Source organism: Myroides sp. LoEW2-1 (genome assembly GCF_009767705.1).
GTDB lineage: Bacteria > Bacteroidota > Bacteroidia > Flavobacteriales > Flavobacteriaceae > Flavobacterium > Flavobacterium album_A.
Genome location: NZ_WSPP01000019.1, coordinates 1 through 20831, shown reverse-complemented (window position 1 = coordinate 20831; position 20831 = coordinate 1). Strand labels below are relative to the sequence as shown.

General features: G+C 34.9%; 18 protein-coding genes. 11 read left to right on the top strand and 7 right to left on the bottom strand.

Annotation, left to right across the window (positions count from 1 at the left end; genetic code table 11):
* Positions 1-615: 615 nt before the first annotated feature.
* Both GOQ24_RS02010 and GOQ24_RS02005 read left to right on the top strand, forming a co-directional pair.
* A complete protein-coding gene (locus GOQ24_RS02010) occupies positions 616-1821 on the top strand; it encodes a PepSY-associated TM helix domain-containing protein (protein WP_160339005.1) in 1206 nt (401 codons plus the stop codon).
* Between the two features lie 19 nt (positions 1822-1840).
* Positions 1841-3964 (top strand): TonB-dependent receptor domain-containing protein, encoded by a 2124-nt coding sequence (locus GOQ24_RS02005; RefSeq protein WP_160339004.1) that lies wholly within the window; start codon positions 1841-1843, stop codon positions 3962-3964.
* 94 nt (positions 3965-4058) lie between these two features.
* Here GOQ24_RS02005 and GOQ24_RS02000 read toward each other — a convergent pair whose 3' ends face one another.
* Both GOQ24_RS02000 and GOQ24_RS16765 read right to left on the bottom strand, forming a co-directional pair.
* Complete coding sequence (locus tag GOQ24_RS02000; protein WP_155092664.1) at positions 4059-4490, bottom strand: hypothetical protein; 432 nt, start codon at positions 4488-4490, stop codon at positions 4059-4061.
* Positions 4491-4519: 29 nt separating this feature from the next.
* A complete protein-coding gene (locus GOQ24_RS16765) occupies positions 4520-4645 on the bottom strand; it encodes a hypothetical protein (RefSeq protein WP_262885657.1) in 126 nt (41 codons plus the stop codon).
* Positions 4646-4822: 177 nt separating this feature from the next.
* On the opposite strand from GOQ24_RS16765, the gene GOQ24_RS01995 reads away from it, so the two are divergent.
* Entirely contained in the window at positions 4823-5275 is a 453-nt protein-coding gene (locus tag GOQ24_RS01995; protein WP_160339003.1) for a hypothetical protein, read from the top strand.
* A 697-nt stretch (positions 5276-5972) separates the two neighbouring features.
* Here GOQ24_RS01995 and GOQ24_RS01990 read toward each other — a convergent pair.
* Complete coding sequence (locus GOQ24_RS01990) at positions 5973-7112, bottom strand: porin (protein ID WP_155092661.1); 1140 nt, start codon at positions 7110-7112, stop codon at positions 5973-5975.
* Between the two features lie 379 nt (positions 7113-7491).
* On the opposite strand from GOQ24_RS01990, the gene GOQ24_RS01985 reads away from it, so the two are divergent.
* The 5 genes from GOQ24_RS01985 to GOQ24_RS01965 all read left to right on the top strand — a co-directional run bounded on the left by GOQ24_RS01985 (position 7492) and on the right by GOQ24_RS01965 (position 15857).
* Positions 7492-7920: a hypothetical protein gene (locus GOQ24_RS01985; RefSeq protein ID WP_243731241.1), complete on the top strand. Its 429-nt coding sequence runs from the start codon at positions 7492-7494 to the stop codon at positions 7918-7920.
* 313 nt (positions 7921-8233) lie between these two features.
* The gene (locus GOQ24_RS01980; protein WP_155092660.1) at positions 8234-12055 is read left to right on the top strand and encodes an efflux RND transporter permease subunit; all 3822 of its coding nucleotides are present in this window, start codon (positions 8234-8236) and stop codon (positions 12053-12055) included.
* A 77-nt stretch (positions 12056-12132) separates the two neighbouring features.
* Positions 12133-13629, top strand: coding sequence for a TolC family protein (locus GOQ24_RS01975; protein ID WP_160339002.1), 1497 nt, complete (start codon positions 12133-12135; stop codon positions 13627-13629).
* Positions 13630-13631: 2 nt separating this feature from the next.
* A complete protein-coding gene (locus tag GOQ24_RS01970) occupies positions 13632-15224 on the top strand; it encodes an efflux RND transporter periplasmic adaptor subunit (RefSeq protein WP_160339001.1) in 1593 nt (530 codons plus the stop codon).
* 33 nt (positions 15225-15257) lie between these two features.
* Positions 15258-15857 (top strand): DUF3347 domain-containing protein, encoded by a 600-nt coding sequence (locus GOQ24_RS01965; protein WP_160339000.1) that lies wholly within the window; start codon positions 15258-15260, stop codon positions 15855-15857.
* Positions 15858-15917: 60 nt separating this feature from the next.
* Here GOQ24_RS01965 and GOQ24_RS01960 read toward each other — a convergent pair whose 3' ends face one another.
* Positions 15918-16358: a hypothetical protein gene (locus GOQ24_RS01960; protein WP_160338999.1), complete on the bottom strand. Its 441-nt coding sequence runs from the start codon at positions 16356-16358 to the stop codon at positions 15918-15920.
* A gap of 284 nt (positions 16359-16642) precedes the next feature.
* Here GOQ24_RS01960 and GOQ24_RS01955 point away from each other — a divergent pair, with 284 nt between their 5' ends.
* Positions 16643-17116: a hypothetical protein gene (locus GOQ24_RS01955; RefSeq protein ID WP_160338998.1), complete on the top strand. Its 474-nt coding sequence runs from the start codon at positions 16643-16645 to the stop codon at positions 17114-17116.
* A 284-nt stretch (positions 17117-17400) separates the two neighbouring features.
* Here GOQ24_RS01955 and GOQ24_RS01950 read toward each other — a convergent pair whose 3' ends face one another.
* The 3 genes from GOQ24_RS01950 to GOQ24_RS01940 all read right to left on the bottom strand — a co-directional run bounded on the left by GOQ24_RS01950 (position 17401) and on the right by GOQ24_RS01940 (position 19799).
* Positions 17401-18252, bottom strand: coding sequence for a prephenate dehydratase (locus GOQ24_RS01950; RefSeq protein ID WP_160338997.1), 852 nt, complete (start codon positions 18250-18252; stop codon positions 17401-17403).
* 357 nt (positions 18253-18609) lie between these two features.
* Positions 18610-19080, bottom strand: a complete 471-nt coding sequence (locus tag GOQ24_RS01945; protein ID WP_160338996.1) for a hypothetical protein — start codon at positions 19078-19080, stop codon at positions 18610-18612.
* Positions 19077-19799 (bottom strand): hypothetical protein, encoded by a 723-nt coding sequence (locus GOQ24_RS01940; protein WP_160338995.1) that lies wholly within the window; start codon positions 19797-19799, stop codon positions 19077-19079. The genes GOQ24_RS01945 and GOQ24_RS01940 overlap by 4 nt, the downstream gene beginning before the upstream one ends.
* An 11-nt stretch (positions 19800-19810) precedes the next feature.
* Between GOQ24_RS01940 and GOQ24_RS01935 the strand changes: the two genes are divergently transcribed.
* Complete coding sequence (locus GOQ24_RS01935; protein ID WP_006261795.1) at positions 19811-20077, top strand: transposase; 267 nt, start codon at positions 19811-19813, stop codon at positions 20075-20077.
* A 95-nt stretch (positions 20078-20172) separates the two neighbouring features.
* Positions 20173-20766, top strand: coding sequence for a DDE-type integrase/transposase/recombinase (locus tag GOQ24_RS01930; RefSeq protein WP_160338994.1), 594 nt, complete (start codon positions 20173-20175; stop codon positions 20764-20766).
* Positions 20767-20831 lie beyond the last annotated feature (65 nt).

Below are 20831 nucleotides of genomic sequence, written 5' to 3'. Positions count from 1 at the left end.
ATCGAATAATAATCAATAAATTAACTATTCAAATAATTAGTTTTTTATAATTATAAAATTAAATATTATTTAAGTAGAATAAAAACGCAATCAAATCATCAATTCGCAACCTTAAAACCAGCTTAACATTAACATTAAAATCTCTTTCAATGTTAACAGGTTTGTAACTATAACTAAAATCGCATAAGGTCTTTATATTCTAAAATGATTCATTATGGCCTAAATTAAGGTGAGTTTTAATAAACTTAGGTAGTCACCTTTCATCAATGAGCTCGTAAATAAGATAGACTGAAAACTAACTTAGTACACATATTATTGGCTAATACTTGAGGTTTTCTTACACCTTTCGTTGACAAAACCACTCTCTTGCCAAGCAAATTTCAAGAAAAGCCCACTATAGAGAATCTTAGAAAAAACCACTCAAAAAATAAACACCTATAAATCAATTACTTAAATTAAACAAACTACAATCTGTAAGTTCTACAGTATCAAAATCAAAGATCAAGCGCAAAAATTATCAATAACTTTTAATAAGAAACTGACTTTACAGAGAATAAATTCTATATTTGCGACTTTATTTTTATTAAATCTAAATTAAGTAACTCGAAAAACTTCATGAATACAAAGAAGAAAAAAAAGGGAAGATCCCTTTTTAAAAATTGGGTATTAAAGGCACATTTATGGTTAGGTCTTTTAAGTGGTATCATTGTTTTTGTAGTATCCATTACAGGTGCTTTCTATGTGTTTAACGAAGATATTACGGCATACATGCGAAAACATGTCATATTTCACAATCAAGAAAATTACCAAGATATAGATCCCATTCCAATATATGAGTTAAAGGATAAAGTCAACAAGCAACTCAAAGAAATGGGAGAAGAAATTTCTTCAGAAGATGTAACCATTCCCATTGACCCAGCACGTTCATATCAATTTGGTCTACTTAAGAGCAATCACGATGGGTGGAACTATTTTAACACTTATCTTATTTATAAAAACGTTTATGTCAATCAATATACAGGAGAGGTCTTAGGTGTTTATGACATTCGAAAGAATCCCTTCTTCTTTACCATGATTCTACACCGATCACTTTTACTAAGTAATACAATTGGAGGAACTATTGTAGGTGTTTCAACTATAGTTTTTGTAATCATGCTCATCTCGGGAATTATACTTTGGTGGCCAAAGAACAAAAATATGCGCAAACAACGCTTTTGGTTTAAATGGAAGAATATTAAAGGCTGGAGAAGAAAAAACTACGATCTGCACAATATCTTAGGTTTCTATGCTTCATTTTTGGCACTAATTGTCGCCCTAACAGGTATAATGTATTCCTTTAGAATCACAACACTATGGGTATATATGTTACTTAATGGAGGATCGGCCGACTCTCCCGACTTTTCAATCTATAAAACAACAGCTCCGGAAAGTGTAGAAACTCCAACAACAATTGACAAAATTGCCCAAACAGTTAAGCAACACTATCCTTATGCACATTCTTTTGGACTCGATCTTGAAGATCATGACAATGCAGACCACCACCACGACAACCTATTTGTCAGTGTAAAAGAAAAAGAATTTACTTATGCCCAGTCCAGCTTTATGATTTTTGATGAACACTCTGGCGAATTACTGCACAATCACCCTTATAAAGATAAAAGCTTTGCTCAAAAGGCAACTGATGCAACCTACGACTTACACGTAGGAGCATTTTTCGGATTTACAGGAAAAGTACTTGCCTTTATTTGCAGCCTATTTTGCGCATCTCTACCTGTAACAGGTCTTATCATTTGGTGGGGGCGAAGAAATAAAAAAAAGTAAAAACCTTAAATAATACATAATGAAAAAACTCTACATAAGCTTATTTACACTTGCCGGATACCTTTCTTATGGCCAAACAGAGGCCCAACTCGACAGTATCGCCAATAGCTTTAACATTCACTTGAGTGAAGTTATCATCAACGTGGATAAACCCGTGTTTCAACAAAAAGCTGATAAAATGATATTCAGTGTTGAAAACAGTGTTCTATCAGAAGGGAGTACAGTTTTAGAAGTTCTTGGAAGGGCTCCTGGTATTGTAGTTTCACAAGATGGCGAACTATCTTTAAGAGGAAAAAAAGGGGTTAGTGTCATGCTAAATGGCAAGTTGAGTTCTTTATCGACAAAGGAACTGGCAAACCTGCTGCGCTCAACCAATTCTTCTGTGGTTAAGAATATTGAAATTATAGCAAACCCCTCTGCAAAATACGACGCTTCAGGAAATGCAGGTATTGTAAACATCGTACTGAAAAAGTACAATATAGAAGGCCTAAAAGGAAGTTATTATATCAATGGTGGACGCGGAAGAAAGAACCGCTTAAACACAGGTATGAATCTGAGTTATGCAACTGAAAAAGTGAGTTTATTTGGAGATTACAGTTACACCTTTAGAGGTGAAGAAGAACGAAAGACCTACTACCAAGACTTTTATAACACATCAGATCCCTTGTTAATTGATCGCTCAACAAAACAACACTCAATAACTAGTGAACCCCTAACTTCTAATAATTTTAAAGTTGGAGTGGATTATACTGCTTCAAGCAAAACAAGCTTAGGATTTCTATTTGATGCTAAAATTGGCCGTTATGAAGACAAATCAAAAGGAAGTAACCTTGTGTATATGCCCAAAAACACACTATACCAAAGTATAGCTACAGATAACTATAACGACGAACATTGGTATGACTATACATTTAATTTTACGGCAGCACACAAACTCAACGAAAAGGGAGGCAAAGTAGATTTGGATGTAGAATACGAAACTTCAAAGTTCCGTTCAATGCAAACACAATTGCAGGAGAATCTTTATAGTCAAAATGGCGAAATCTTAGACGACAGGAAAGCAAAGATACCTACTCACTTAAAAGTATTTAATGCCAAGCTAGACTTTACCCTACCCTTTAATGACAATAATGCTTTAGAAACAGGATGGAAATCCATTGTCAAATCAAATACTAATCCCTCAATATACGAAACGGGAAAAAATGGACATTGGAATATAGATCCTGAAGCGACAAACGATTACAAATACAAAGAGCAGATACACGCCGTATATGCCAATTATAAACTGGCTCTAGACAAATGGCAAATACAAGCAGGTCTTAGAACTGAATATACTCACAGAGATATCCATCAAAGAACCACTAATCAGAGATATAAAAAAGATTATACTAAGCTATTTCCAAGTGCTTCAATTAAATACGAAACAGAATCTGCTCATGGTTTCTATGCCTCTTATAGCAAGAGAATTAATAGACCAAGTCATTTTGATCTTAATCCATTTCGATTCTATGATGATCCGTTTAACTATTGGCAAGGAAATGCCAATCTTAAGCCAGAGATCACACACGCTAGTGAAATAGGTTATACATGGAGCAAATACCTAATTGCAACTTTATACTTTAGTCAAACAAATGATGTGATGACTCAAGTATACAACTACATCGACAACAATACAATCCTTGTAAAAACATTGGAAAACTTAAGCAAATCTTATCATTATGGTATGACATTAACTGCAAGTGTAAATCCTTTTGAGTTTTGGTCGATGAGTAATATGTTCAACTTATTTAACAACAAATACGAAGGAAACTATAATGACAATGATATAAACACCAAGCAAATTGCCTTTACGCTTAATTCTCAAAACAGCTTCAAGATAGCTTCGGGCATCAAAGCAGAGGCTAACGCACAATATTTCTCAAAATCCAATATCGGCCTTTACAAAAGAGATGCTTATTTTGATCTGTCTTTAGGTTTATCAAAAAGTTTACTATCTGATAAAGCGAGCATAAAATTGGCCGTAACAGATGTATTAAAGACAAATAACTTTAGAATTACTGGCGAAAACTTCAATTCTAAAATTCGCCAGAAATACGACTTAGACAGCCGAATCGCTACTTTGTCGTTTAATTACAGGTTCTAATCCCCTTTCATCTTTAGTTAGTGCTCTTGGCAAGCTAATACTGCCTGAAAAAACGCGTTATTCTCTAATAGCGCGTTTTTTATACTTATTACCTTTAAGCTCCCATGTATACAAAGCTCTGTCCTGCTTGTTCAAAAGCAATATACTGATTGATCAACTCTTGAGCCTCTTTCTCTGATAACAACCCTTTTACTTGAGCGATTACTTGACCATTGAGATTTAACACATCAAACAATTCAGCCGTTCTTTGCATAACTGCTCTAATTATCTCTATATGTACTTGTTTCATATATTTACTATGAGTACGCAAAGTATCCTCGAGTTGTTCCTTACTTTTTGCCTCATTGTTTTCTTGGTAATAATCAATATCAACCATATCGTAAATTATACGTTCAAATAAAAAGTCTTGTATATTCTTGGCCAAGAAATCTCCTACCTCCTGGTCGTGATAAAGAAATACAATAGGAACATCACTTCCCTTTTGTGCTCCAAAGTAAAAACAGTACAAATCATGTGCTCGATTCATAGCAAAAGGCACAAACTTTTGACTTAAATCTACCTTCTATAATCCTCTGGATCAGCCAACCAATCCATCTCCTGTACAACATCCTCATTGGTTAATAATTCGAAATCAGTACTGTGATAAAGTAATGGAGGAAAACCTTTGCGCTCTGGCTCCAATAAATAGTAACTCCTGGTCAAAGGAGCTCCCTAATCCAACAACCTATCAGCCTCCATTTGTTTAAATACCTGTGGATAAACACCCCCTATTCTATCTTCTAACTCGCTTAATTTCATCTCAATACTTTTATATTTACACTTTTTATACTTAACTTTATAAGACAAATTTTCAATAAAATGAACGCAACTAACCAAAAGGATAAACATATCGTTAAACAGACTTTTATTTGTTTACTTATACCCTTACTTATTTACTTGAGTATCTATGTGGTGTTTTTTTATGTTGGTTATAATTTATTAATGTTATACCTAAATCCAGAAGTAGGCCTATCATTTATAGTATTGGCTATATGGCCAATTATCACTTTTATAGTCGGTTCTTCTCTATGTTATTTAACGGCTATTAAATATTTGAAAAAATACAACTTAAATAATCCTGCTACAAGAATAGTTGTATTCTACTTCTTAAGCCTTTTGGTTAGTTTTTTACTTTTTTGTATGCTCTTAGATTTCCAATATACAATCAAGCTGTATTTTAGTGCACATATATTTTTCAATACCCTATTTGCTTTACTGGCAATTATGCACTTTAACAAGCTTGCGAAATCTCAAGAGAAAAAGTCAATCTAAAACCATTTTGTTTTTGCCTGTCTAATCACTTTTTATTAATAGTATTCAAACACAATCTTGCTATTATATAAGATATACAAACAAAGACGATTAATATTTGTAAAAGACATTGATTAAATAATTAAATTTAATCACGTTACAACAAAATGAATACCTTTTATGAATACCATCAAATGGCTTCCTAGCCTAACAATTCCCCCCAACTTTATTTGTTGCGCTTTCATTTGTGTTACTGCATTTTTTCTTAAAGATTTGGCCCATGGTCAACTATACTTCAATGCAGGGGCTTATTGAAATACTGGGTATAATTATATTTCTTGCTGCAGTGCCAGTTTTAATTATCATCAATATTTATTTGTATTATAAAATAGCAAACTACCTCATGCCTGAGGGCAAATACAATCACAAAATAAAGTTATTTGTCAACATCTTTTTACTTTGTTTAAATATTGTTTTAGGTATAATATTCTTTTATGTCCAGTCCATCTATATTTGGACGTATCCCATCATCTTTATCTTAACCAACATCATCGTATTTTGGTATTTTTACAAGAGAAGGTTCGCATAATCATAAACTAAAAAAGGGATTGACCTGTACTACAACGAGTCAATCCCCTTTTTAGTAATAATACTAAAGTATATATATCTAATACTTACTACTGTTATTTATTGCATTACTTCACTGCATCTCTTGTTTTTAAAATAGAGGAATCATCCATCTCACTCCAATATACAACTGATGCTCATCGTTGTCTTTGGGTTTTTGCTGTACTTTCTTATAATCATAATCAATATAGCTGTAAACAGCAAACAGTCGAAGGTCTTTAAATAACTTTTCTTCAAATGGATAGTACTCTATAGCCCCCATAATTCCCTTTTGGGCGTAGGCAATATTGGCATCTAAATCATCTCGGTAGTTATACATTGCTTTGACAAAAGGAGAAACTTTATTAAACTTATACCTTAGCGTCATCGTGGTTGTATTATCCTTTACATAAGTAGTGTTTTCTTTGTGCTGTATCAAATCAAGTTGAGCGTCCTTTACATTTCTATATCCATACATCCAATCAAGCTCCATCATCCACTTGTCCACACTTACGCGATTACCAAGAGTAACCCAATTATAGTAACGGTTGCTATTATGTTGCATTAAACCATAACCATAACGAGTTTGTAGATGATTGTTAAATAGATTTCCCTCCCATAAGAAAAGCCCTCCATAAGCCTTGTCTTTATACTTTAAATCAACATACTGGGTACCTGCAGAAATACCTTGTAACTTAAAAGACTGTCCACTGGTTTTGTAAGCAATACTCGCACCAGGAGCAAATAGATCCATAGATCCGAGCATATTGGTATACATATACTGGTCAGAACCATTATAGCTAAACTCCATACTTCCCCAAGCTATGAATTGTTTACCGATACTTAAAGTCCAATGCTCATTGGGATTATACTCTAAATAAGCGAACTCCAATGCATTGGAAGCCACTGATTCATTTAGACGATAACGCATCGAGAATGAAAACTTATCTTGATAATTAGCTTTTACATAGACTCGGGACTGTTGCAAACGAAAACGACTATCGGTAGTCTCGCTTCCCTTAACTTTAGTATAGTTTTCATAACGAGAATCTAAAAACGCATTAAAACTGCTGTTCTTCACTTTCTGAGGCTCTTTGTTTGTTCCAAGCTCTGGTAGGACAAGCTCCAGTAGTGTTTGGTGTTCACCAGTATTACTCTGACTTGTTTTCTCAAGATTACCCGGCTGTGACTGCTGAGCAAACAAAGACAGATGACTAACAAGCAGGGCTCCAACCATTAATTTTACTTTCATATTTCTATTTTTTTATGATGCTTTAAACCAATAACTGCAAGATGCAACACATATTTTAACAAAGCATTAATTACCAATAATATCTAAATATTTTAAACTTATAGACTAAATTACAAAAACATAATTACAAAACATTTACGTATTCTATTTAATTTATAAAATAATCACAATTACAACAAATACAACATTAACAAATATTAACTACTTTAAAGACTGTATCGATTCTCAAACGACAGAACTTCTACTTGCCCAAACTTGAGTAGCTTACCGTATTATTTTTACGAGTTTTAACAACATTTTGACCATTTTGCTCTACTGTTAATGGGAATAAATCGTATATTTGTGACATCTATATGTATAAAACAGACATTTTTAGACCTTGAAAAAGTTATTTTCCATATTATTCCTTTTCCTTTCAGTCTTAGCCAGTGCTAATCCTCTTTTGGATATGAACTGCTTAGATACTGAGATGGTATGTGGTATGGATATGTCTAAGATGCAGGATATGTCTTGCTGTTCGGATATGAATCACAACGCCAATCAATCCTCACCTATAGATATGATGTGTTGCATAGCGCCAAGAGTGGTTGTATCAAACACAGACTTACAAACAGAACAAACACAAACTGTTTCTATTGTAAAAGCTAAAAAGGCAAGCATTGTTCGTACTAAATGGTTTAATTCAAATTACTTATCTGACCTTAAATTTGTAGATACAGTTTCTGTTACTACAACTACATTTGACGTAGATGGTCACAAATATCAAGCTTTAGATAGGCTTTCCTATATCTGTATTTATAGAATTTGATTCCTTTTTACTTCTGGTTTGTTTAGCCGGTGTTACTTTATGGGCTAAAACAAACACCTTTAAGATTGAACTGTTCAATCTCTTAAATCCAATTTATTTATAAACCATATCGCAGTTTAGTTCACCTTTATTCTTAAAGATAAACTATGTATGTCTTGGTAGGCTATTTTTTTAGCTATAGCTGGGCATAGATTATTTATACTTTAATAATATTAAGTATTCTATCACTGTGGTCTTATAGCTCTATTGATATAGATGCTATAAAGATTGGTTTATTAAAAGAAGGTAATCAATTTTATAAAATCAATTTACTATGCTTAATAAAATCATTAAGTACTTTCTCAACAATCGCATAATAACCATCTTGTTATTGGTTCTTGTGGTTGTATGGGGATTAATCACTGCGCCTTTTAACTGGCACAACAATATACTTCCGAGTGACCCTGTTCCTGTTGATGCAATTCCTGATATTGGTGAGAACCAACAGATTGTAGCAACAGAGTGGATGGGAAGATCACCTAAAGATATACAAGAACAAATCACCTATCCTCTAACTACATCCTTACTTGGGATCCCAGGGGTGAAGACCATTCGCAGTAGCTCCATGTTCGGAATGAGTTTTATCTACATCATCTTCGAAGAAGACGTTGAGTTTTACTGGAGTCGTTCTCGAATACTTGAAAAGCTTAATTCACTTCCAGCAGGAACACTTCCTCAAGATGTAATACCTTCCTTAGGTCCTGATGCTACAGCATTGGGCCAAGTATACTGGTACACCTTAGAAGGGCGTAATCCTCAGACAGGAGAGCCTACAGGTGGTTGGGATCCTGACGAATTGCGCACTATTCAAGACTTTTATGCAAAGTACAGCTTAGCATCTGCCGAGGGAGTTGCTGAAGTAGGATCAATTGGTGGGTATATCAAAGAATATCAAGTAGAAGTCAATCCAGATGCCATGCGTGCTTATAACGTTTCGATAATGGATGTGATGACTGCTATACAAAAGAGCAACCTCGATATAGGGGCAGAAACTATTGAGATCAATAAAGCAGAATACCTTGTTCGAGGATTGGGATATATTAAAAGCGTCAATGACCTTGAAGAAGCAGTAGTAACTGTTCGAAATAGCGTACCTGTAAAGATAAAAGATGTTGCTTTTGTCAACTTAGGTCCTTCTACACGTCGAGGCGGTTTAGATAAAGAAGGTATAGAAGCTGTTGGTGGTGTTGTGGTTGCGAGATACGGCGCTAATCCAATGCATGTAATCAACAATGTAAAGAGTAAAATCGAAGAAATGCAAGCAGGATTGCCTCAGAAGACACTTGCAGATGGTACAATTTCTAAAGTAACAGTAGTTCCTTTTTATGATCGTTCCGGTTTAATACAAGAGACAATTGGCACCCTCGAATCTGCTCTTGCACACGAAATCCTTATCAGTATTATCGTTGTTATCGTGTTGGTTATAAACCTGCGTGCTTCGATTATTATTTCCAGTATCCTTCCAATAGGAGTACTCGCTACCTTTATCATCATGAAATACATGGGCATTGATGCCAATATTGTTGCCTTATCAGGTATTGCCATTGCTATTGGAGTTATGGTTGATGTAGGCGTCGTCTTTGTCGAGAGCATTATTCGGTATATGGAAGAAGAACGAGCTAAAGGAGTGGAGAGTCGCGGGCAGGCTTTTGTCAATCTGATTTCAAAAGCGGTATCAGAAGTATCAGGTGCATTAACTACAGCCATGCTAACTACCATAATCAGCTTCCTTCCAGTTTTTGCCATGGAGGCACAAGAAGGAAAACTGTTTAAACCATTGGCTTATACCAAAACATTTGCACTTACCTCAGCATTCTTATTGGGGATACTGGTATTACCAACAATTGCTTATTACGTGTATTCGGCTAAGTTTGACAGTAAAAAACTGCGCAAGATTGCCAATATAGTACTAATTATAGCAGGGCTTGGTGTCACTATATTCACGGGTAACTTAATCGCTATAGCTATAGTATTAGTGGGTATTAACAATTTATTTACTCCTAAATACAAAACAGAGCAACTTGCCAATTACATCAATATTGCCATTACACTATTAGTAGCTGTGTACTACCTTACAGTAGAATGGTTACCACTTGGTACCCAGCAAAGCACGAGCCTAAACTTTATATTCGTTATTTTGGCCATTGGCGTGATATTAGGTATTCTTTGGTTACTTGTTATTTACTATGAAAATATCCTAAGATGGGCATTAGCTCATCGTTGGAAATTCATGAGTATTCCACTTGTAACTCTACTGTTTGGAACCTTAGCTTGGCTTGGTTTTAATACCACCTTTGGCTTTGTGGCGAGCTCACTTGAAACTCTAGGATGGAAATCTGTGCGTGAGACGGCCTTTTGGCAAAAGTCTTCAGAGGTATTTCCTGGTATTGGTCAAGAATTTATGCCGAGTTTAAACGAAGGATCCTTCCTGCTTATGCCTACTTCAATGCCCCATACTGGTATTGAGCAAAACCTGCAATTCATAGGTACTTTAGATAAGCGCATTACAAATATACCGGAGGTAGAATTGACAGTTGGAAAATGGGGACGAGTAAACTCAGCCCTTGACCCTGCTCCTACACAAATGTTCGAAAATACAATCAACTATAGGTCCGAGTATATCTTAGACGAAAATGGAAAACGCCAACGATTCAAAACAACTAAAAAAGGCGAATTTGAATTAATAGATGGTTCAACTTACCATCCTGATAACGGGTTTAGATTAGTCCCAAAGGATAGTTTAATCATGGATGAGAATGGTAAATTCTTCCGTCAATGGAGACCAGAAATCAAAAAAGCGGATGATATCTGGCAAGAGATTGTCAATGTATCACATATCCCTGGGGTAACCTCAGCTCCAAAATTACAACCTATTGAAGCAAGACTTGTCATGCTATCAACTGGGATGAGAGCGCCTATGGGGCTTAAGGTATCAGGACCGGACTTAGAATCCATCGAATCTGGAGGAAAAGCATTAGAAGCGGCTTTAAAGTCCATTCCTTCGATCATGCCATCTACTGTATTCTATGACAGAGCTGTAGGAGCTCCTTATATAGAAATTCACCTAAATCGCCATAAAATGGCTCGTTATGGTGTTACAGTTGCAGACTTGCAAGAAGTCATTGGTACAGCCATTGGAGGAATGTCACTTACCACAACTGTGGAAGGCAGAGAGAGATTCCCGGTACGCCTGCGCTACCCAAGAGAATTAAGAGATAATCCTGAAGCTTTAGCTAAACTAATTGTCCCTACAGCTACAGGAGTACAAATTCCCTTAAGTGAAGTAGCCGATATTGAATATGCGAAAGGTTCTCAGATGATTCAAAGTGAGAATACTTTTCTACTGGGCTATGTCATCTTTGATAAAATAAGTGGTAAAGCAGAAGTAGATGTAGTACATGAGGCAGATAAGTTATTAAAAGAAAAAATAGCCTCAGGAGAACTTACCTTACCTAAAGGAGTGTCTTATAAATTCGCTGGAAATTACGAGCAACAAGAAAGAGCATCACAACGCCTTTTAATTGTGGTTCCCTTGAGTTTAATTGCTATCCTTTTAATACTGTATTTTCAATTCAAAACCATTACAGCATCACTGATTCACTTCTCTGGAGTATTTGTTGCATTTGCTGGAGGTTTTATTCTACTGTGGCTTTACGGGCAACCTTGGTTTATGAACTTCTCTATCGGAGATATGAATATGAGAGATTTGTTCCAAATGCACAATATAAATCTGAGTATAGCTGTATGGGTAGGTTTTATTGCTCTATTTGGGCTTGCGACAAATGACGGGGTATTAATGGGTACCTATATCCACGATACCTTTGTTGAGAGAGATCCACAGACAAAAGACGAAATCCGTGAGGCAGTTGTCTATGCAGGACTCAAACGTGTAAGACCCGCTGCTATGACTACTGCAACAGCTTTGATTGCCTTACTTCCTGTGATGACATCCACAGGTAAAGGAGCAGAAATCATGGTACCAATGGCTATTCCAACCTTTGGAGGAATGCTTATTCAGTCGATGACCATGTTTGTAGTTCCTGTATTTCAATGTTGGTGGAGAGAATGGGCCATAAGCAAAGACAAACGCAAATAAACAGTGTAATTCTCTGTTTTTGTCATTAATCATGCTGTGAAAACACACGGAAATTACAGATCTAAAAGCAACAAAAGATGAATAAAAGTAACATGTATATATATTTAGCTTCGGCTTTCTTAGCAGTGACCAGTTTCACTGCTAAAGCTGTAGCGCAAGAACAACCCAAGGACTCTTTAGCACACTATATCAATGTAGCTATCCAGAATAATCCTGCGATAAAATCACAGCACTTAGCCTATCAAGCTTTTGAAAAGAAAATTGATCAGGCAGGGGCTTTTCAAGATCCAGAATTATCACTTGGTTTTTATACTAAACCAATGGATATCGTAGGTGGACGACAAGTAGGTGATATCACTCTAATGCAAATGTTGCCTTGGTTTGGAACTCGTAAAAGTGCCAGACAAGAAGCTTCTCATATGGCACAAATGCAGTATCAAGAATACCTTGAAGGTAAAGAAACAACTGTGCTGCAAGTCTACTCTCAATGGTACATCTTACAGAAACTTGAACAACAACTCGAGAATGCAAAACAAAACAAAAGCTTGTTGGAACAGTTAGAGCAACTTTCACTCAAAAGGTTCTCTGCTCCTAGCTCATCAGGCACTAACAGTAGTGCTTCGATGAATACTTCATCCACTACCCCTACCACTTCACAAGGTGCTGCAAGTAGTATGGGAGGCATGAGTATGGGAGGCAATTCAAATACAAACGCAGCAACTGCAAAATCAACAACTACATCCAATAATGCAATGTCTTCGGGTGGTGGAATGAGTAGTATGGGAGGAAGCTCTTCATCGGGAATGTCTGATGTACTGCGTATTCGATTAGAAGTTATTGAAATCGAAAATACTATTGAGAGTTTACAATCACAAATAAAAGCGGAAAAGGTAAAATTCAACGCTTTATTAAATAGAGAAGCAAACTGTGAAATCGCAGTAGATAAAAACATTGAGAAAGTTGATTTCCTGATAAGTGAAGAGGATGTCCTTGACAACATAGCTGATAACAACCCAATGCTTGGTATGATTACAGAGCAAGGTTTGGCCTATAAAGCTAAATCAGAAATGGACAAAAAGATGAGCTATCCTATGATAGGTTTGGGTGTGCAGTATATGATTATTGGCAAGACCAATGACCCTATGCTTGCTATGGGAAGTATGAATGGGAATGACATGATAATGCCCATGGTAACCGTTACTCTACCTATATTTAGAAAAAAGTATAACTCTCAGCAAGAAGAAGGCAAGCTATGGTGGAAATCAAGTGATGAAAACTTACAAAATACACTGAATACACTTAAAGCTGAATACTATAGTTTTAAAAGCCAATTAGAAGACACCCAGCGTACTATCACCCTTTATGGCAAGCAAAGTACACTGGCAGAGACGACTTTTAATCTAATAGTCAAGGAATTTGTTTCCGGGAAAAGCGATTTGACCAATGTCATTCAAGTGCAAAGACAACTTTTAGAATATCAATTGAAAAAAGCAGAAGCTATTGCCAACTACAATACTTTGGTAGCTTCAATCAACAAACTAATGGCTGTAGGTAGTCATTCACAAAATCAATAATTATGGATAAAATAAAAAATATATTCAAAAATAATATCGTAAAATACATCTCTATTTTACTGATTGGATTACTACTTGGATGGTTAGTTTTTGGTGGAGCTGCTACCCATGAGCACAATGCAGAAGAAGCACCAACTACAGAAGCTGCCACTGTCTGGACATGTTCTATGCATCCACAAATAAAAATGGACAAACCAGGTAAATGTCCTTTGTGTGCTATGGATTTAATCCCGCTTAAATCATCTGACGGATCAGATGACACCATTGATGACAGTGCTATACAGATGTCTAAAGAAGCAGTTGCTCTTGCCAATATTCAAACCACCAGAGTGAGCCGAAAAGACCCTGTTAAAGACATACAGCTTTACGGTACGATTCAAGTAGATGAAAGATTACAACAATCTCAAACATCTCATGTTAACGGGCGTATTGAAAAACTAAATGTAAACTTTACTGGTGAGTCTGTAAGACAAGGACAATTGATTGCTACAATCTACTCACCTGAGCTTCTAACAGCTCAACAAGAACTTTTAGAAGCAGTTAAATTAAAAGACTTTCAACCCCTTTTAGTAGATGCAGCTAAAGAGAAACTGCGTTTATGGAAAATGTCTGAAAGCCAAATTAACAATGTGCTCAACACAGGTAAAGTTTCACCATACGTAAACGTATATGCCAATACAAGTGGTATTGTAGTTACCAAAAATGTCAGTGAAGGAGATTATATCTCACAAGGTTCTGTACTATATAGCGTATCAAACCTTTCTAAGATATGGGCGGTATTCGACGCATATGAAAACGACTTGCCTTTCCTGAAAGTGGGAGATAATCTAGAATATACATTGCAAAGCTTGCCAGGAAAAGTCTATTCAGGCAAGATAGCTTTTATCAATCCCATTATTGACGCTACTACGCGCACAGCCAAAATACGCGTAGAGACAAACAATGCAGACAATTTACTCAAACCAGAGATGTACGCTAATGCGCGTATAAAAGCACCGATGAAAGAGTACAAAAATGAAATGGTCATTCCCAAATCTGCTGTATTATGGACAGGAAAGCGCTCAATTATATACGTTAAACAACAAGGAACTTCCACGCCAGCATTTTTGATGAGAGAGATTGTATTAGGTCCGTCACTTGGCGATAATTACGTGGTTATGTCTGGTTTGAATGACAAAGAAGAAATCGTTACAAATGGCGTATTTACCATTGATGCTTCTGCTCAATTGGAAGGAAAAAAGAGCATGATGAATAATGAAGAAACAGTACCTCAGACAGGTCATAGCGGACATGCTATGGATTCAGACAACCACAGTGAAGATCAAAAAGGAGATCACGCCATGTTCAAAGTAGCTGGTAATTGCGGTTTGTGTAAAGAACGCATCGAAACAGCTGCCAAAACCGTTGCTGGTGTAATATCAGTAGATTGGATTGTCGATACAAAACAACTGCACCTAAATTACGATAAAAGCAAGACAACTAAACAAGCAGTCAGTCAAGCAATTGCAAAAATTGGTCACGATACAGAATTTCACAAAGCAACAGAAAAAGATTATGTAAATTTACATAGCTGCTGCCAATATGAACGATTATAAATTGAGTAAATTAACAAATAGAAGAATAACAATATGAAAAAAGTAATTTTTACGGTTGCTATACTTGCAATCTCATTTGCTTCGTGCAACGACAAGAACAAAAAAGAAGATCATACAGGAGATGATCACAAAACAGAGCAAACAACTACTGATGCTAATCACCATCACGTAGCGGACACTACTGAGAATGAAGGTACTGCTATTAAACAATCTGCAACTCTAAGTCCTATTTTAAATGCTTATTTCGAAATGAAAAAAGCCCTGCAAGAAGATAATTTAGAAAGCGCAACAAAAGCAAGCGAAAAGCTTGTAACAGCGATTGAAGTAACACAATCTTTGCTTAAAGAAGACGCTGATAAAGAGTTGTTAGCTAAAATAGAAACTGACGCTAAAGAATTAGTCGCTGGAGACATTAAAGTAAAAAGAGCGCACTTTGAAACTTTGAGTCATAACTTAAAAGCACTAATTAAATCCGTTGGTTCCGATAGAGTTGTTTACCAACAATATTGCCCAATGTATGAACAAAAAGGCGGTATGTGGTTAAGTGACGAAAAAGATCTTAAAAACCCACTATTTGGAGCTTCTATGCTTAAATGTGGGATGACTCAAGAGACATTTAATCCTGAGGCATAACAATTTTTCATGATGTGATTAAAAAACGGGTGTTGCAACAATTTGCACACCCGTTTTTGTTTATTTTCTAACCATTACAGGTCTTAGTCCCCCAAATATAAACTCTACTTCATCCTCACTGATTCTTTTAAATTCATAGAGAGTTTCAACTCCCATTGCAGAAATACTAAGTTTATAATAATCAGATTTATAAACCTGTTGAACTTCAAAAACGGAATCATCAACCTTTATAGTTTGTTCAATCATTTGTTTATAACACATAGCTCCTCCTATGAAAAAAACACAAAAATCATCAGGCTTAATTCTAAAACCAGAATAGTTATATTCACCATTATTTTTGTGAACCCAATCACCGTGTAACCACTCTGGGGTTTTAATCTGCTTTGATTTAGAAATTCCCTGCTCTGTTCCTTGAGCATTGCCTGACGAATTACTATCGTCAGAAGAACACGATACAACCATGAATAAAGCCATAGTCAACATAAATATTCTCTTTATCATAACCATTAAATTTTATAACAAACTTAACAGCAATCCCCTAATTAAAAAAAATATAACTATAAATTACAAGCAAAGAGCGATTAAACACCATAAAACGGCTAAAACAAAAAACATCAACTACTTACTTTAAAACAACACAGATAGAGCAGAAAACTAAAACTCCTAAATTATAAAACTATTCCCCTACTTATAAACTCTTGAATTAAAACACCATTAATTCCCCCTATAATTTATAAGTTAAAAAGTAATACCTTTGAAAAGTACAAACTATTTAACCTATTACAATGTCGTTGAGATTCATCACCATAGTCTTATTATTTACAAGTATTAATACGTTTTCTTTCCAAAACAAAAAACCATGTAACAAGGCCTATCAGCACTTAGACGATGCGATCTTAAGTTTTGAAAAAGCCTACCGAACAGATCATTCAAAAGATTTGAGAAACTTCACCAATAAGGCTAAAAACTCTTTATTAAAAGCAATGAATGCTGCCAAAGAATGTGGATGCACAGATGCATTATCTGCCGCTTTAGATGGGGCAATTGAAACTAAAAAGGTAATGAAAGCAAACAACTTCGAAGATGCACTTTACTATGTAAGTATGTCGAGAAATTATACCGAGGAGGCATTGGAATATATGAGTGATTGTCTTTTGGAATACGAAGTATTATTTGAAGGCAAAGTTTTAGATAGCCTTCCCCTACCCAAAGAACCGCGCTCTATTATCGCTATAGATTCTCTTGGATGGGCAAAATAATTCGATACTATTATTGTGGAGCAATTGACGCAAGAACTTATAGGTATTGTCTGTTTAACCTCACCACTTTATTTAAACCTACTTTACGCTATAAAAGTTAAGACTACCACAATACACGAGTTTAGAACAATAGAATTAGTTGTTGTGTTACCTGATTATTTATATACAGTAAAAGCGATAGTGAACTACCGCTTTTACTATGGTTATTGAATATTATTTAACTCTATCGCTCACAAAGGCAATTACAGACTATAATCTCACTTGCAACACAAGTATTTCTATCTTTATTGATCCATGTCTTTATAAGTTGGACGCTTATCTTCCATATACTCTCCCAAGACATTCAAATACTGAGTCACCTCTTTGAGTTTTTCTAAAGCTTTGTAATACAAATCATAATTGTTGTTTGTCAATACAACATTTACGTGAAACGAATATTGAAATACAGTACCTGACAAAGGCACAGACTGTATTTTAGTTAAATTAAGTTCGTGATTGGCCAAAATCTCTAATACTTTACTTAATCTACCTTGTTTGTGATCGGTATAAAAAAACAGAGTCGCTTTGTTGAAATCTTTGACAAGCATAGGTTGGGTACCTACCAAATAAAAACGAGTATAGTTGTCATATACATCGTGAATATCCTGGGCTAATATCTCTAAATCATACATTTGAGCAGCAAGTTTTGAGCCAATAGAAGCTACACCATACATTTGCTTTTCTTGGATATTTCTGGCGCAAGTAGCTGTATCATCCATAGCTAAACGCTGCCATGATTCATGCTTATCTAAAAAGTTTTCACATTGCAAAAGTGCCATTGGATGGGTTCTCACTTCTGTAATATCCTCTAACTTCTGCCCTTTTAAGACCAAAAGGTTGTGCTTTATAGGAAGGGCAATCTCACCTCCTATATAAAGCTTATTCTTAGTCATTAAAGAATAATTAGGCAAGATTGAACCTGCAATAGAATTTTCAATTGCCATCATTCCCAAATCTACCTTTTTATCAACCACCTGTCTTACAAGTGAGTTAAAGGTAGGACTATCGACAATTTCTACTTGTTCTTGTTTAAAAAAACGCGTTACGGCTTCATGGTGAAATGAGCCTTTAATTCCTTGAATAATTACTGATTTCATTATTAGTTTGTTTGGGGTTCGAATAAGACTACCAAAGTTATAAGATTAAATTAATACACAAGGGAGTAATCATAGCTTTTATTTACAGTGTAAACAAGACACGCATATTCGATTGAAAAGTAGAGTGAACAATAAGATTTTCAACTGCCACAAAAATAGCAAACCACTCTTATCTCTTTAATTTTAAGTTCGTAAAATAATAAACCTAATTCACTTGATTTAAAATATTTGAGAACAAATCATTTAAACGTAGAAGAATAATTATATCTCACAAGATGCACTTGCTCGGGGGCATACCTAGCAATTACCTAGGTTATTATGTTTTTTGACTTCTAATCTAAAAACTCTATTGGTGCTTTAAAAATATAGAATATTTGATTTTTCAGCATCTTTAATTTCTTTTTTAGATTTAATTATATCATTTATCTTTTCAATGAAAACTTTCAAATTTTTATACTTTTCTGTATCCAACGGATTATTTCTGTAGTCTGTTCGGACAATAAATGTTTGTTTATTCCCATTTGATAAACTAACAACATATTTAGTATCAGAAGTGGGCATAATAAGTGGCTTATCATCAACTATCAAAAGTTCTTTTTCATAATTTGAAATATTTTGATTATCATATATTCTTTTTACTTCAATTATTTCATTTTCACTAATAGAGAAATTATAACAGAAATCCTCTTTATCCATAAATTGCACAATATACAAACCCTTAAAAAGGTTAATTTCAGAAGAATTGTTGTATTGCACAACTATTGAGTCAATACCATTTCTGACACAAGACATAAAAATCAACGGTAATATGAAAGTTATTTTCCTCATTTTAATCCAGTATTAATAATGTTAGGTAAAAATCTCCAACTAAATGATCCCGGTACAAGCCGGATATTTTGAAAATAAAAAGAAGCACCTTTCGGGCTACCATAAGCTTTTAAGTAAGCACGTGTGTATGTTAAAGCCGCATATTCAGTATATTTATTATAGTTTGACAATCCTTTATAAAGATGAAACGCATGAATCATCTCGTGTACGATTCCTACCTTTGCCATCCCAACATGTTCAAAATAATCACCTTTTAAACTTGGTGCTATAAAAATTTTTGACGACCTTAACCCATTTGGAGCTGTTATTCCTCCAGCTCTACCACTTGGCCCAATTATTTTATTATCTACTAAACTATATCCTGATGGCAAATTATCTCCAGTTGCTAATTTGATATCAGTACTCAATGCCTTTTCAATATCTCTAACATTTCCAATATTTTTATTTATGTAAGTTTCTAATTCTTCCTGACTACCAAAGACCTCCCCATTGTTTTTATAACCATATTTATTTTGCATTTCTTGAATAGAATTACCTACCACATGATTAGCCATATGATTCAATCCAGCCACAATCACACCTTGTCGCATCCCTTTCCAGAAGTTTCCACCTGCAATATTAGAGGAGATACCGCCTGAGAGTCCTCCACTACTAATTACTATTGTAGGCTTCCCTAAAAATCGGACAGTTGTTAATTCGAAATTATTAACTTTAAACAAAACTGTCAAGTATGAAAACAAGTAATTTTAGTGAGAGCCAAATCATTAAAGCTCTCAAAGAAAATGAACAGGGAAGGTCAGTAAGTGAAATCTCTCGAGAATTAGGTATTGATAAGAGTACATTCTACTATTGGAGAAAGAAGTATGGTGGAATGGAAAAACAAGAGTTGAAACGTTTAAAAGAACTTGAAGAAGAAAATCGCAAGCTTAAACAGATGTATGCAGATGTTAGTTTAGACAATAAAATGCTCAAAGATATTCTGTCAAAAAAGTTCTAAGCTCAGCAGATAAAATAGAAAGAGCAAAGTATCTGTTAGAGCAATATAAGTTATCCATTGTTCGTATTTGTTTATTAGTTGGATTATGCCGATCAATGTGGTATTATCAAAGTAAAAAAGATGATACACAGGTTATTGATAAACTAAGCGAATTAGCAGAACAATATCCTACTCGCGGCTTTGATGAATACTATCATAAGATACGCAGAGAAGGACTTATATGGAACAGAAAAAGAGTTCTACGCGTTTATCGCTTAATGAAACTAAGTCTAAGAAGAAAACATAAGAAACGTTTAATAACAAGAGTTAAACAGCCTTTAGAAACACCACAAGTACTCAATGAGTGTTGGAGTATGGACTTTATGAGTGACTTACTTACAGATGGCAGAAAAGTACGAGTTTTTAATGTATTAGATGACTGTAATAGAGAAGCAATAGCTATTGAAGCTGGATTAAGTTATCCTGCAAGGGCGGTAATAGAAACATTAGAAAACTTAAAACAAGAAATAGGTACTCCAAAGTACATTAGATGTGATAACGGCCCTGAATTTATCTCTAAAACCTTTGTAAATTGGTGTGAGAATAATTTTATAGAAATTAAATATACCCAGCCTGGTAAACCAATGCAGAATGGATATATAGAACGTTTTAATGTATGCACCCGAGCAAGTACATCTAGTGAGATCTAATTATTCTTCTACATTATCCAGGATAAGTTTCTTGTAATTATGAGGATATAAGTCAGCGATATTCT